This is a genomic window from Winogradskyella rapida (assembly GCF_042675845.1).
In the GTDB taxonomy this organism is placed as follows: Bacteria; Bacteroidota; Bacteroidia; order Flavobacteriales; family Flavobacteriaceae; genus Winogradskyella; species Winogradskyella rapida.
Genome location: NZ_JBHTKM010000010.1, coordinates 46,805 through 62,727, shown reverse-complemented (window position 1 = coordinate 62,727; position 15,923 = coordinate 46,805). Strand labels below are relative to the sequence as shown.

Annotated in this window: 6 protein-coding genes; all 6 read left to right on the top strand. The window is 38.0% G+C overall.

Going from position 1 to position 15,923, the window contains the following annotated elements; genetic code table 11:
• Positions 1-461: 461 nt before the first annotated feature.
• The 6 genes from ACFQ13_RS02120 (at position 462) to ACFQ13_RS02095 (ending at position 15,908) form a co-directional block, all read left to right on the top strand.
• A complete protein-coding gene (locus tag ACFQ13_RS02120) occupies positions 462-914 on the top strand; it encodes a hypothetical protein (RefSeq protein ID WP_386113515.1) in 453 nt (150 codons plus the stop codon).
• 266 nt (positions 915-1,180) lie between these two features.
• Positions 1,181-2,497 (top strand): hypothetical protein, encoded by a 1,317-nt coding sequence (locus tag ACFQ13_RS02115; protein WP_386113513.1) that lies wholly within the window; start codon positions 1,181-1,183, stop codon positions 2,495-2,497.
• Positions 2,498-2,597: 100 nt separating this feature from the next.
• Positions 2,598-4,058: a T9SS type B sorting domain-containing protein gene (locus ACFQ13_RS02110; protein ID WP_386113512.1), complete on the top strand. Its 1,461-nt coding sequence runs from the start codon at positions 2,598-2,600 to the stop codon at positions 4,056-4,058.
• Between the two features lies 1 nt (position 4,059).
• Positions 4,060-6,612 (top strand): PorP/SprF family type IX secretion system membrane protein, encoded by a 2,553-nt coding sequence (locus ACFQ13_RS02105; RefSeq protein ID WP_386113510.1) that lies wholly within the window; start codon positions 4,060-4,062, stop codon positions 6,610-6,612.
• A gap of 70 nt (positions 6,613-6,682) precedes the next feature.
• Positions 6,683-14,896 carry a T9SS type B sorting domain-containing protein gene (locus ACFQ13_RS02100; protein WP_386113508.1) on the top strand — a complete coding sequence of 2,738 codons (8,214 nt, stop codon included), beginning with the start codon at positions 6,683-6,685 and terminating at the stop codon, positions 14,894-14,896.
• A gap of 28 nt (positions 14,897-14,924) precedes the next feature.
• Entirely contained in the window at positions 14,925-15,908 is a 984-nt protein-coding gene (locus ACFQ13_RS02095) for a PorP/SprF family type IX secretion system membrane protein (RefSeq protein WP_386113506.1), read from the top strand.
• Positions 15,909-15,923: the final 15 nt, after the last annotated feature.

Below are 15,923 nucleotides of genomic sequence, written 5' to 3'. Positions count from 1 at the left end.
GGTTAAAAAATCCGACGAAAAGCACGATTAGCGTTTGATATTGAGTGGATTAGTTCTGGTTCCTCGTTTGTTTAGGCATGAAAAGATGAAATTATTGGGGTTGATAAGGTTTAAATGAGGTGTGTTTTGAACGCTGCAAAGTAGGTTAGAAAAGATGATTTTGCAGGATGATTTTTTGTTCTAAAATAACAAGCTGTTAATAGGCTGTAAAATGAAATTTCATATGGTTTTTTTTCGGCCACTTTTAGGATGAAAAATGACTCAAGGTGTGTCTAATCTTGAAAAAACGGAAAAAGTATTTCGTCGATAAAATATGCGTTTTATCAAGCGTATTAGCCGTTTATCCGCTAAAACATGCATTTCATATGTAGACTTTCTTTTGTAAAATCTTTGAAATAAAGTTGTTTTATTTAATAAATTGTATAGATTTGTGTCCCTAACATGATCTAAAAAGCGTGAATATGAAAACCAAATCTACTTTTTTTTGTGCTCTATTTTTACTCCTTACGAGCCTTACATTTGCCCAGAAAAAAGACCATTCCCAGAGTATTATTAGTGGTAAAGTCAATATAAAGAAATACCACAGTCGTGAGGATTTAAAAAAGATGAAAAAAGGAGAGCTACTGGATCTCTATATCGAGCGAATTGAAGTTATCGTAAATATTCTTCCCAATATTGCCTTTGCGACGAAACCGGGAGTAACAATGGAGTCTTTAGGGATTCCGGATACTAAAGACAATAAAAAAGCGCTTGAAGAAAACATAGAAGCTTCGACCTCGTACTTTGATAGTACTATTGAGTTTCAGAAAAAGATTTTACCCTATTCTGATACGGTAGATTTAATAGCGGCAATCTTGTTCTATGAATCGACGTTAAAAGCGCTTCATACTTATGACGATTTCAAAAAAGAATAATAAGAGATTTAAATTCTAAATCTTGTATGAAAACCTTGACTTTACGGTCAAGGTTTTTTTTGGTCTTAAAATGAGCGTCAAATGTTAAAATTATACTTTTATCCGTTCTTTAATCCGACAAAGAGGCTTTTTCTGTGTGCTTTTACCTACAAATAGGTTTAATTTGTGCATTTCGTCGATATTATTTGTGTTTCATAGATAAAGTTTATATGTTTGATCTTAATTGTATGAAAAGCCCTTATAATCAACATCAAAAGACCCTATTTATGAAAAATATTACACTCACCTCACTTTTCTTCTTAGTTGCTTTTAGTTCGTTATTCGCACAACAGGAAAAAGGAATTACAGGATATAATAATTGGCTAGACAGCTGGACTGATTTTCAGCCTAATAAAGCTAACTACGATGAGCCTAATCAAATTCTTTCAGGGAACATCACTGAAGACATTACCCTATCTAAAAGAAATACCTATTTATTATTAGGGGATGTTTTTGTTACGGATAGTACGACGTTAACTATAGAACCAGGAACCGTAATCTTAGGCGACTCTAAAAGTAAAGGCGCTTTAATTATTACTAATGGTTCTCAAATTATAGCAGAAGGTACAGCGACAGATCCTATTGTGTTTACCTCTAATAAAACGGATAAGAAACCTGGTGATTGGGGTGGCTTATTTTTATTAGGTGATGCGCCTACAAATGTATTTGGAAATGTAACAGCACTTAATTATGGGTTTAGACCTACCGAAACCAACCATATTAGTTATGGAGGAGAGCACTTGGAGGCTAATTCAGGTTCTCTGAATTATGTTAGAATTGAATACGCCGGTAAGAAAACGAAAGACTTTGGGAATTTTAGTGGTTTAACCTTAGCAGGTGTGGGTAACCAAACTGCCATTAAAAATGTTATGGTGAGTTATAGTGATGGTCATGCTTATAACGTTTTAGGTGGGGAAATTGCTTTAACTAAAGTGGTTTCTTATAGAGCGCGTAAAAATGATTTTAATTTTAACTACGGAACACAAAGTCGAATTGAAAACTCTATCGCTATTCGTTCTCCATATATTTCAAGCGCAGACGGCTCACGTTGTATGGCTATAAAATCTTATGATAATAAAGAGAATTCAGATAGTACCAAGAAAGAAACTTTTGTAGATGCTTCTAACCTTACACTGATTAATGTGAGTAACGATCTTAAAACCGATATGCAAATGAGCTTGGTGCAAGAGGCTATTTTTATTGGAGCTGATGCGACTTTTCATATTAATAAAAGTGTGATTTCTGGATTTCAGCCTGCGGTAATCTTAGATGATAAAATTCAGATCAATAATGAAAATCTTATTAAAATTAGATTTACACGCTCTTACTTTAATAATTGTAAAGGCAATATTTTTAGAAAAGGCTACACAAATAATGACGATTTAGAAAGTTGGTACGGCTCTAGAGCTTTTGATAATGTATACTCTAAAGGACCAGATGAGGAAACGTTTATAGACTCTGATCACAGCAAGTATCCTGATTTCAGATTGCGAATTAACAAAATTATTGCGTCTAACGATTTATTTGACGATGAAGACGAATAGACTTAGTGCTGCTAAGGCATTAAGCGCTTAATTATCCTGTTGATACGTTTCATGAAATCCCAAACAAGCTTATAGATTAAAAAACTACAATTCTTCCTCAATGCTTAAACCAACCTACCTCACTCAATTCTTATGCGGAATTTGCTTTTTTATAGGAGCAATATTCAGTGAAGCTAAGGCGCAAATTGTAATTGGGACCCCAAACCTTGGATTTACGCAAGCTTGTGCGAGTGCCGATTTTAATACCTACTATGCCACCTTTATCTTTTCAACGGCCGATGATTTATCTACAAATCAATTTAGTGTAGAATTATCGGATGCTGATGGTGAATTTGATGCCACTACCGTAGTGTATACGTCTGCTGAAGGTGAAATTACATCATCGCCAGCGACGGTTGGATTTTCTATTCCTGAAACTACAGCTGGAGAAAACTATAAGATTCGTATTAAAAGTTCTTCGCCGGCAGGAACAAGTTCAAGATCTGTGGGCTTTGCTGCCTATTATAAAATTCAAGATGAACCTTTTACCATTAATAATTTGGTTTCAACAGGTGCATTCTGTGCAGGAGGTAGTTATTTGTTAACTATTGATAACCCTGGAAGTGGATCAAACAATTCACCATTACAATATCCAAACCTTACCTATAAGTGGTATAGAGAAACGAGTCCGACAACATCGGCTTTTGTAGCGGATGGTCCTACCCTATCCGTGGATACTGAAGGAACTTATTTTGTAAAAACGAATTACGGAAGCTGTACTTCAGATTCATTTTCAAATCGTGTAACCATTAGTCAAGCGACCTCAGGTGAAGCTAACGCTACTATTGCTTCTAGTTTAGGAAATCCTTTTTGTCCTGAGCAAGGTTATACAACCTTAAGTACGATTGGTGGTGTAAGTTATCAATGGTATAAAGATGGAAACATAATTCCAGATGCCACGTCTCAAATGTATCAAACGGATGCGTCAGGACTGTACTCTGTAATTGTTGATTTAGGCGCTTGTTTAACTTCGGGATCTATTGAGTTGGTCAGCGAATTGTTTGACAGTTCTATTAATGTTCCTGAATTTAATGAGATGTTAGATAGCGAGTCTTTAACAGTAACAGTAACGGATACTGCTTTAGACCCTATATATGAATGGTATTTAAACGGAACGCTTATCACTTCAGCAATAGATGAGACGTTAGAAGCTACAGCCTTTGGAGATTACGAAGTGGTGATCACAGAAACAGCAGGTTGTAATGCTTCTGTAGCTTATGCTTTTTATATTGAAGAAGCTTTAGATCTTTTTCCTGAAGTGGCTAATATTCCAAATGTAATTAGTCCTAATGGCGATCAAATTAATGATACTTGGATTATTCCAGCGCAATATGTAAGTGGTACAGATACGGAAATTATCATCATGACCAATCGTGGTAAAGTGGTATTTAAAACCAATGATTATCAGAATAATTGGCCAGAAACCGATTTAAATTTAACCAGTGTAAGTCAAGTGTATTATTACGTCATCACGACAGCCGATAACGAAACAAAAAAAGGATCGATTACGGTCGTGAAATAGCATGAAAAGATATTTTCTACTTCTCATATTATGTATCTGCTCATCAGGGCACTTCTATGCGCAAGAAGATGATGGCGTGGTGGCTTTTGATTTGCCAACACGTAATTCTTTAACCTTTAATCGTTTTACCATAAACCCAACCTTTAGTTTTGTAAGGGAACAAACTAAATACATCAGTTTCTATAACAAAAGAGAATGGGTACAATTTGAGAATGCGCCTCTCACCTATTTAGCGAGTTATTCAGGACGTTTTGGTGAAAATATTGGTGCCGGAATCGGGTTGTTTCAGCAAAACTATGGTGTACTTACTACTTTTGGTGGGGTTCTTAATTTTGCCTACAATGCCCAGTTGGGATATGATAGCAATTTAACCTTCGGACTTAATATTGGAGCCTATAAAAGTGGTGTAAATACCGCTAATGTTATTACCAATTTTCAAGATCCGTCATTACAAAATATTCCTGATAATTTCTTATTAACCGTTAATCCAGGAATTAATTATGGTACGGAATTTTTAGATTTCGGACTTGCCGTTAAAAATTTAGCTTTATATAATGTAAAAACCTCTACGCTTATTGAGGAGAATCCTAAGCAAAGTTTACAAGCGCATATGTTATACACGGGCTATATGCGTAGCCGTGGTTTTTTTGATCGTAGTAAATTCACAGGTTTAATTCAGTCCGAATTTCAAGAGGAAGAGACTATTCTGTCGGGTGTCGCTATGGTTACAGTGCCAAAAGGAATATGGGCACAAGTAGGCTACAATACATTATACGGTATTTCAGGTGGACTAGGTTTGCATATTACGGATCACATTGCGCTGGAGTATAATTATGAAACGGCGTTCGGTGATCTTAATCAATTTGGATCTTCGCATGAAATAACACTGGCTTACCGTTTTAAGAATAAGAAGTATTACGATTACAGTCGTGAAGATGAAATAAGTAGTATTCTGTCTTCAGGAAATAAGCGTCGTTATAAAAAGACAAGAAAATCTAAAGTGGCGCGTACCACGAGTTCTAAAAAGAAAACTCCTGAAACAAAGGAGACGGTTTCAAAAATAGAATCTGAAAAAGAATCTACAGAAACGGTGGTTGTTGCTCAAAATACTAAGGATGATAAAACGGCCGAACAAGAGGTTGAAGCCAAACGTCTAGCGGAAGAACAAGCACAAGCCGCTGCCGAAGCTGAGGCCAAACGTTTAGCGGAAGAACAAGCACAAGCCGCTGCCGAAGCTGAAGCGAAACGACTAGCAAAAGAACAAGCACAAGCTGCTGCCGAAGCTGAAGCCCAACGATTAGCGGAAGAACAAGCTCAAGCTGCTGCCGAAGCAGAAGCGCAACGTTTAGCAGAAGAACAAGCTCAAGCTGCAGCAGAGGCAGAAGCCAAACGTCTAGCAGAAGAACAGGCACAAGCTGCCGCAGAAACAGAAGCTAAACGTCTAGCGGAAGAACAGGCACAAGCTGCTGCAGAAGCTGAAGCCCAACGTTTAGCGGAAGAACAAGCACAAGCTGCCGCAGAAGCTGAAGCCCAACGTTTAGCGGAAGAACAGGCACAAGCTGCTGCCGAAGCTGAGGCCCAACGTTTAGCAGAAGAACAAGCACAAGTCGCTGCAGAAGCTGAGGCGCAAACTGTAGTAAATGAAGGCGTTGAAAATCCAGTGGTAGACACTGTGCAAGCGACAGATCAGTTAGGTATGGAAATGCAAGAGCTTACTGAAATAACGACTGACGCTGAGGCAGTTCAAAATGATTTATTAGCGCAATTAAGTGCCATCATTGACATCAAAGATCAGGACTTAAAAGACCTTAAGGAAGAAAATGATTTAAGTGATCAAGGGATAACCGTAGCACCTAAAGCTTTTAAAAGTGTAACCGCTGAAAACAATAAATTAAGAGCGATTAAATTCGATTTAGATAAGGTTATTGCTGAAAGACAAGAGAATATCGATGCCTTAACAAAACTGTACGATACACGTAGTGAGAATAGTGAATTTGCTATGGATGAAGTTAACCTCTTTTACAAGAAAGAAATTAAGCGATTAAAGGCTGAACAATTAAAAGCCAATAATCTTCTCGCACAATTAGATGTTAAGCTTGAAGCGATAAAAGTGGCTACTGAATTTGAAAAACGTAGACGCATTAAACGTGCAGCTTATAGCAGTGAAAAAGACCGCTACAGTCAAGATCGTGCCATGTTAAAAAGCATTAGAGAAACCACAAGCTTAAGCGAAACACCATTAAAAGAAGAGGATTTTGATTTTGGAGAGCTTCAAGGCAATAGCATTAAAATATTAAAAAACATCGAGAACATTGAGAGTGGTTACTACCTCATTATTGCGGTGCATAGCGATACATATCGTAGAAATAAATTTTTAAAGAATGTAGTGGCCTCAGGAAGAACCGATGTCGATTTCTTCCACGATGTTAACACGAGTAAATATTATATTTTCTATGAAAAATTTGACGATATCGGAAGCGCCACCAACGCTTTATCAGCAAAAGGAAATAGACCATATAATGGAAAAATGTCTATCGTAAAAATTGAAAACTAATTAGAATTAAGCCAACCCTTACCAGAAGCTTTGCCCCAAGTGAACGGTAAAAACCTAAAATAAAATGATCATGAAAAAACCTACTTTTTCTAGAATAGCTATTGTGCTTCTCTTATGTCTTATCGGACAACTATCATTTGCCCAAAACTACGAGCCCTTTCAACCGCGGTTCAATGAAGATTTAAAAGGAGATATTGTGCTTATTGGTAACAATATATTAGGTCCAGATAATAATGCCTTCAATAATAATTCCATGTACAACCACTTGGTAGACATGACTTATATCGATATTGATGGCGATAGTTCTACCTTTAGTTCATCAAGTGCAGACTTAGATATCGAAAACCCTAACTGTTACCGTATCATTTATGCCGGCTTGTATTGGGGCGCTGTAAATCCAGGGGATGCACCGATAACAGATGTCAAATTTAAAGGTCCTGTAGGAGACTATAATGATATTGAAGGAACGGTTATTTATGATGCCGGAACCAACTCTACCGATGGTGGTGATAGTTTTTCATACGCCTGTTTTGCCGATGTAACCTCAATTGTAACCAGTTATGGATCGGGTGTAGATTTAGGAACTTATACTGTTGCTAATGTATCTTCTGCTGAAGGTAGAACGGCGTCTTATAGTCCTTACAATGGTACGGGACAATCAGCAGGTTGGTCACTTTTTATTGTTTATGAAGACCCTACGCTACCTGGGAAATCGATTACAAGTTTTGATGGATTTAGTGCCATTAGTATTGCTGGTGGAAATCCAAATGTCGATATTCCTGTAGATGGTTTTAGAACCATCCCTGCTCCTGCTCCAGTTAGAGCGAATTTTGCTTTTGCAACCTTAGAAGGTGATAGTCCTATTTTAGGAGACCGTTTAAAATTGAATGGCGTTAGTTTATCTACAGCAGATCGTCCGGCGTCTAACTTTTTTAATAGTTCAGTAACCCAATTAGATGCAACACCAGTGAACGATCGTGTTCCTAATAGTACCAATACCTTAGGGTTTGATACAGGAACTATTGCTATCCCGAATCCCGGAAATTCGGTTATAGCCAATGATGCGACTTCTGGAACAATTCGCTTAGAAACCAGTGGAGATACGTATTTTCCTTATTTCTTCGCTTTTGCTGTTGAAATTATAGAACCTCATATTGTACTGACTAAAATTGTAGAAGATGATGCGGGAAATAATATTGGTGATGATTATGTTGGTTTAGGATCGTCCTTAAATTATGTCATCGGTTTTCAGAATACAGGAAATGATCATGCTACAAGTTTTCAAATCAGGGATATTTTACCGGTTAATATTATTTTTAATTATCCCGAAGATTTAGTACTTCCGCCAGGAGTCACGGTGTCGAGTTATGATCCTACCACCAGAGAAATTATTTTTGCTATTGATGATAGTTTAGTCGAAGAAAATGATCCTGTTTATGAGATTCGTATTGAGGTTGAAGTCGTAGAATCCTGTAATCTTCTGGTCGATGCGTGTACAAATATTATCAGTAACCAAGCCTTTGCAAGTTATAACGGATTTTATAATCCGACTTTCCATATTACAGACGATCCAAGTTTAAGTAGTAACACAGGTTGTTTAATTTCACCACAAGCGACCAACTTTTTAGCCGATTTAAACTGTACCTTTTCAGAAGAAATTGTACTCTGTGGCGATAGCGTAGAACTTACTGCGGCCAATGGTTACGATTCTTATGCATGGTCTACAAGTGAAACCGGGTCTCCAGTAATAGGAACAACACAAACCATAACGGTTACAGAAACCGGAACTTATTATTCTTTTAATACAGCTGTGGCACCTTGTCAATCAATTGTTCAAGAATTTGATGTGGAGTTATTTGGTGGGAACACCACTAACCCTGTTATTCCATACGCTGATGAAGTAGTTATCTGTCCGAATGATGGTAAGCCTTTACCGAATATCTTTTTATGTGGCGCTAACGATTCTAGATTAATAGAAACAAGTATTTCTAATTCTACATCCGTAATTTGGGAACAGCTTGATGAAGCGAGTTGTGCTGCGGTTATTGATGCCGATTGTGCCAACGAAGATCCAGGTTGTATTTGGAATGAAGTGGCTAATGCATCTAACTATTTAGCCGATACAGCCGGACAATACCGACTGACCATTAATTATCCAGGAGGATGTTTTGTCCAGTATTATTTTAATGTGTATGAAAATGTTTTAGATGCAACCGTGAATGCTGAAGATATTATTTGTTTAACACCGGGTAGTATTACGGTTAACGGTGTTCCTTCAGGATATGAATTTAGTTTAGATGGAACCAACTACCAAGATAGTAATGTCTTTGAAGTAACGACACCGGGATTTTATACCGCTTATATCAGACAATCAGGGATTGCAACGAATCCTTGTGTTTTTACAGTTCCTGATGTTCAAATTAGAGATCGTGATTTTTCTGGTTCAGCCATTATCACACAACCTTACTGTCAAGGCGACAAAGGAAGTATTCATTTAGCGGCTAACGATTCAGATCCACAATACGCTTTCGAGCTTTCTCAAGGTGGTACTGTGGTAAATAGTGTCGGACCTATTGTAGATAATAGTTACACCTTTCAAAATTTAAACCCAGGAACCTATACGGCATTGATTACATCGGAAAACGGATGTACTTATTCTGAAGAAATTACCATTGTAGAACCACCAATTTTAACAGCAACAGTAGCTTTAACAAGTCCTTTAAATTGTACAGAGGGCGAAATAACAGTATATCCTGAAGGCGGAACACCACCTTACTTCTACTTTGTAAATAGCGCGACGGACTTTCAAACGGTTCCAGAAATTGTTGTAAGTGCTGCAGGAACTTTTGATATTACGGTTACAGATGCTAACAACTGTAGTACGGAGGTAACGATTACAGTAGAAGCTATTGCTCCACCAGAATTCACAGTAGATATAACAGATATTACTTGTGCGGATGCGAGTAACTCAGGAGCTTTAACCATTGATGTGTCTAACCCTAATGGGAATAGTATTGCTTACAGTATTGATGGCGGAACCACTTTTGTAAATTCGAATACATTCAATGGATTACCGGCTGGAGACTACAATGTGGTACTTCAATATACTTCAGGTCCTGATGTGTGTGAAACTCCGCTTCAAACTGTGACTATAGATTCTGGGTCTACTATTGTAGGCACCGTAGAATTATCAACGCCATTAACTTGTACTTCAGAAGGTGAAATTACAGTAACCAACGTTACAGGTGGCGATGCACCATATACCTACAGTCTTGATGGGATAAATTTCCAATCAAGTCCGGTGTTTAGCAATCTAACACAAGGGGATTATACGGTTATTGTAAAAGATGCGAGTGGCTGTAGTGCTGCTACGGAAAGTATTACAATTGAAGCTTTAGATCCGCCAACAGATTTAGAATTTGATAATACTCCTATTACCTGTCCAACAAACGAAACCACAGTGACCATTGTGAATACTATTGGTGGAATTGGGATATTAGAATATCAAATAACTGCGCCGGCAGCGGCGGCAACGCCTTATCAAACGGGAACCTCATTTTCCGGACTTGCTCCAGGGACTTACACGTTCCAGGTAAAAGACGAAAACGACTGTACCTATAGTGAAACTTATACGATTGACCCTATCCCTACCCCTACACTAGCTGTAGTATTAACGGAAGGTTTAGATTGTACGGCTACTCCAGATGCTCTTTTTTCAGGTACCTTAAGCGGAACAGCGCCTTACACGTATGCTGTGTCTATAGACGGTGGTAGTTTTACAGGCTTAGGAAGTACAGGAACAAGCTTTACTTACACGACGCCTAATGCAGGAACCTATCAATTTGAAATTACAGATGCTAATGGTTGTACAGCGCAATCGTCAGTGCTTACTGTAAATCCGTTATCCTTACCAAGCTTTAGTGTTGTGGCACAAGTAGAACCTATTTTATGTCATGGTAACAGTAACGGATCAATAAATGTAGAAATTGATACCGCAACAGGAACGCCACCATATGAAATTAACGTTTATAATGATACCACAGGAACAGATTACGGGAGTCAAACCACCAGCTTAACAGCGGGGTCTTATACTATAACTGTTACAGATTCTAAGTCTTGTACCGCTACGGAAACGGTTGTTATTGATGAGCCAGATCAGATCATCGTAGATTATAGTACTGTAGATATTACCTGTACTTCAGGGGGCGTATCTCAGGGGTCTGTAATTATAAATAGCGTTACTGGTGGGACAGGACCGTACAACTATTTTGTAACGGGTACCAATGGGTATTCTAATTCTGAACTTAATAACTTAGGAACAACATCTGTGAATTTTGATGTTGTGGATTTTGGACTGTATGAAATTAATGTGGTCGACGCTAATGGATGTTCGGTTTTAATTCAAGATGTTTTAGTAGCATCGCCTCCAACAGATTTAGACATTGCTATTACAACAACTGTAGATTGTTCTACGGGAGGTATTGCAGAAGTTAGTATAGGATCTACCTTAACAAGTGCTGGTCCGTTTTTCTTCAGCATTTATGAAGGGCCAGGATTTGAATATCCTACAGGAACATGGTTAGCTGAAGACTCTCCAGGGAGTGAGTCAGCAACATTTACAGGACTTTTACCAGGGGTTGTTTACACATTTATTGTTTATGATCAGTCGACAAACTGTAGTTATTATGAGCCTTCAACTGTAGCGATTCCAACAAATTCAACATTAACAGCTTCAGCAGTTACCGCTAATAATATTACCTGTACAGGAAGTGCAGATGGGAATGTTTCATTTACCGTTAATAGTGTTTACGGAACCGATGTAGATGTCACTTACGAGATTTTCGATTCTTTAAGTTTGAATAGCACTGGGATTTCAGGTTCAGGGACTGTTCCTGCAAATGGAACTTTAGATGTCAGTAACCTTGGTCCTCTTCCTTATGGAAACTATTTTGTGTCTATTATAGAAACTTCAGGACCTAATGCAGGTTGTGGTGTGGTGACGGTTCCATTTAATATTACAGAGTCGGCATTTCTTTTAGAGCTAGCTGTTTCTATTGATCAAAATGCCAATTGTGAAGCTAATTCGGGAATTATTAGTGCTGTGGCCTCTTATGGTACGGCACCTTACCAATACCAAATGACCACTTCAGCTACTGCTCCTGCTGCTAACGATTCGGCTTGGGGAGCTTCAAGTACGTTTTATGCGGATGCGGGAAGTTATTACGTTCATGTAACGGATGCTTATGGTTGTGTAGTAACGAGTCCTGTTCAAGTTTTAGATATGGATCCGACGCCTGCAATTTCTGCAACCTTAACCAATCAATGTACGGTTGCTGAAGGTGCGTATGAAATTGAAGTGACTTTAGATACTGTCGGAGTTCCTCCATATTCAGTAAGTATTAATGGCGGTGCTTTTCAAACGCAATCATTTCCTTTTACCTTATCTAATTTATATTCAGGAACGCATAATATTACCGTGAATGATGTCAATGGTTGTGGAAACACCGTAAGTTTTGATATTGTACCACCAGTAAGTTTAACGCCAGAAGTTACCGTATTTCCAACCTGTAATGATAATGATGGTGAAATTACGATATCTGGTACGGGTGGTTCAGGAAGCTATAATTATAGTATCACGCCTAGCTCTAGTACGATAAGCTTAGTGGGGAATGTTTTTACAGGTGTTCCTTCAGGAGATTATGAAATTACGATTACGGATGCGGTAACAGGATGTACGGATAACGTTTCTGTTTCAGTAACAACTCCTGTGCTTCCAACATTTACTTTAACACCTACAAGCATAACTTGTTTTGGTGATAATTCGGGAAGTTTTGAGTTGAATGTCGCTAATTATTCTGGGACTTATACTTACGAAGTATTTGATGCTTCAGGGGCTTCTGTTAATGGTGTGGTCAATGCCAATACCGCTACAAACCCTGAATTGGTTTCTGGAATGGAAGCAGGAACTTATACGGTCGTAATTACTGAAACCGACGTACCATTCTGTGAGGCCACTAATGGCGTAACCATTACTTCTCCTTTAGAGGCACTAGATCTTAGTGTGTCTGAAACGGCTAATGTAACGTGTACAGATAGTGAAGGAACTATAAGTGCTGTTGCTACTGGCGGTTGGGGTGATTATGAATATGAATTAAGTGGCGCTGCTAACGTACCTTATTCTTCTAATGGAACGTTTACAGGACTTTCAGCAGGAAGTTATACGGTATCGGTAAAAGATGCTGGTGGTTGTATTCTTACTGAAACCATTGTTTTAGAAACTCCAGATCCTATTACGGCAACCTTTACGCCTAGTACTACGACCTTAGCGTGTTTCGGAGATCAGAATGCGAGTATCACGGTTTCAAATGTTAGCGGTGGTCAAGAATCAAATTTCACTTATACCTTAAATACAATCTTACCGACACCAAGTATGTCAGGTCCTCAAACTTCAAATGTATTTGAAAACTTAGGTCCTGGAACGTATACGGTAACCATTACGGATGGTTTTAATTGTGAAATGACCTCAGCAACTATTGAAATTACCGAACCAGACCCAGTGGTGTCTACCTTAGTAAGAACAACGACCCAAACCTGTTTAACGGAGTCAACGTTAACCTTAAGTGCAACAGGCGGTACTGGCGCGTATACTTATAGTGCTAACCAGTCGTTTACACCAATATTAGGAACCTTTACAAGTTCTACGACCTTCTCAGTGCCTGATGGAACATATGCCTATTATGTAAGAGATGCTAATGGTTGTGTTACTAATGTGTCTAATGAAATTACAGTAGATCCTTTACCAGATCTAGAAGTTACTTTAGAAGCTTCAAATTTATTTATCAATTGTTCTGGAGATAACAACGGGTCTATCCTTGCTACGGCCACAGGAGGTTTAGGAAATTATATCTATACCTTACAAGACGACTCAGGGAATACGGTAACTGCTACGCAGCCAAGTCCTGGATATTTCACTGAGCTTTATGCTGGAGATTACGTGGTTCTTGTAGAAAGCGGAGATTGTGCGCAAACTTCTACATCTATAAGTATAACAGAACCAGATAATCCAATTGATGCGACATTAAATATTAGTAATGTCAGTTGTGCTGGAAGCAATAATGGTGCTGTTGAAGTGCTTGCAACGGGCGGAACTGGAGTTATTAAATATGCAATTTCACCACAATTAAATCAGTTTTTTGATCAGAACACATTTGAAAACCTAGCACCTGGTGATTACACTATTATTGTGCAAGATGAATTGGGTTGTTATTTAACCTTCGATATTACTATTACAGAGCCTGCTCCAGTAATTTTAAGTATTGTACCTAATTCACTGTATCCAGAAGTATGTACAGGAGAACTTGATGGTGAATTTAGCGTGGATATTTCGGGTGGAACGCTTCCATACGAAGTGAGTCTAGATAACTATGATGGGCCATTCACTGTTGGGTCGGCCTCTCAAACGGAATTTGATTTTACCAATTTAGAAGGTGGAGACCATATCGTATTTGTACGTGATGCTCAAGGTTGTAGATCGGAATGGAATATTACCTTCCCAGAGTCAGTAACGATTTTACCTGAAGTGTTTATAGAAAGTATTTGTGATAATAATGTTCCTGGAAACCGAGTTACGGTTACTGTAGATGCGTCAATTGAAGATCTTTCTCAACTTGATTACGCTTTAGATGGCGGTCCTTATCAACCGGAAAATGTGTTTACTAATGTGCCTGAAGGGACGGATCATTATATTGATGTTAGACACTCTAATGGTTGTATACAAACGACAGAATTCTTTGATATAGAAATCGCAGCTCCTGTAACCTTAAGTTTAGAGGAAGGGGAATTGAATGAGTTTATTGCCTATGCTGCAGGCGGAACTGGAGATTACCAATACACCATGAATGGCGAAGATTATGGCTCTGAAAACTCTTATATCATTACAGAGTCTGGGGTCTACACGGTAACGGTTACAGATGCAAGTGGTTGTTATGCTACAGCGCAAATTGAGTTAGAGTTCCAAGACATTTGTATTACCAATTGGTTTACCCCTAATAATGATGGTGAATACGATACTTGGGCACCTGGTTGTACCGATAACTACCCGAACTTGACCTTCGATATTTTTGACCGTTATGGCCGTAAAGTGGCGACCTACCATGTCGGCGAAGCTTGGGACGGACGTTACCAAGGTAGAGAATTACCTACCGGTGATTATTGGTTTGTAGTTCAAACGAACGACCCTATTAACGATAAAGAGTTTGTAGGACATTTTACACTATACAGATAACAGTTTACAACAATAGAAAAATTGCATTATGAAAAAAATAGCCCTATATATTCTTTTTTTAGTCGTTGCTAACGGTTCTGCACAAGAGTTAAATCTTCCTGTGTTTACACAATATTTAGCAGATAATAATTTTGTGATCTCCCCTACTTATGCGGGTATTGGTGACAACTTAAAAATTAGAGCTAATGGTTTAACGCAGTGGGTAGGGATAAAAGATGCTCCAGATAACCAATCTATTTATGCCGATTTTAGAATTTCGGATCGTTCTGGGATAGGAATCTCGGCCTACAATGATAAAAATGGAAATACGCGTCAAAAAGGGGTGAAATTCTCTTTTGCGCATCATATAACTTTAGATTATAAATCCAAGCAGTTTCTTTCATTTGGACTGTCTTATAATATCAATAATTTCAGAATCGCTATTGAAGATTTTAACACCTCTTATGATACCCCTATAATCGATCCTTATATCACAGGAGATAAAGGGCAGTCTAATAATAACTTTGATGCCGGATTGTTATACCGTTGGAAAGCGTTCTATTTAAGCTTTAATGCGAATAACATTTTAAAGAAAGATATTGACGATTATATCAATGTAGAACCAAGTCTTCTATTAAACTATCAAATTTATAGTGGGGTTGTTATTAAAAGTAAGCAGAATAGAGATGTAGAATTAGAGCCTTCTGTGTTTTATCAGATGTTCAGTAGTGATAAGCGTTCTAGTACAGATATTAGTTTCAAATACCGAAAGTTCAATAGAAAAGGAGATTACTATTTTATTGGAGGATCTTACCGTTTCCTTAATGACCAGTTTTTAAAACCACTAAATGTTGGTCCAATAGCTGGGATTACTTTTAATCAGTTCTTTTTTGCCTATTCTTACCAGGTTACTATGAATGATTTGGCGGCCTATAATTCCGGGACGCATATGGTCACTATAGGTTTAGATTTCTTACAAGGCGCAAGTAATTGTGCTTGTACAAAAGGAACAAGTCAGAGTTATTATCGCTAGTATTAGAGGGCTTGT

Bases quoted from the DNA above. Each gene is read 5' to 3' on its own strand.
- ACFQ13_RS02120 (WP_386113515.1), top strand. From the start codon at position 462: ATGAAAACCAAATCTACTTTTTTTTGTGCTCTATTTTTACTCCTTACG.
- ACFQ13_RS02115 (WP_386113513.1), top strand. From the start codon at position 1,181: ATGAAAAATATTACACTCACCTCACTTTTCTTCTTAGTTGCTTTTAGT.
- ACFQ13_RS02110 (WP_386113512.1), top strand. From the start codon at position 2,598: ATGCTTAAACCAACCTACCTCACTCAATTCTTATGCGGAATTTGCTTT.
- ACFQ13_RS02105 (WP_386113510.1), top strand. From the start codon at position 4,060: ATGAAAAGATATTTTCTACTTCTCATATTATGTATCTGCTCATCAGGG.
- ACFQ13_RS02100 (WP_386113508.1), top strand. From the start codon at position 6,683: ATGAAAAAACCTACTTTTTCTAGAATAGCTATTGTGCTTCTCTTATGT.
- ACFQ13_RS02095 (WP_386113506.1), top strand. From the start codon at position 14,925: ATGAAAAAAATAGCCCTATATATTCTTTTTTTAGTCGTTGCTAACGGT.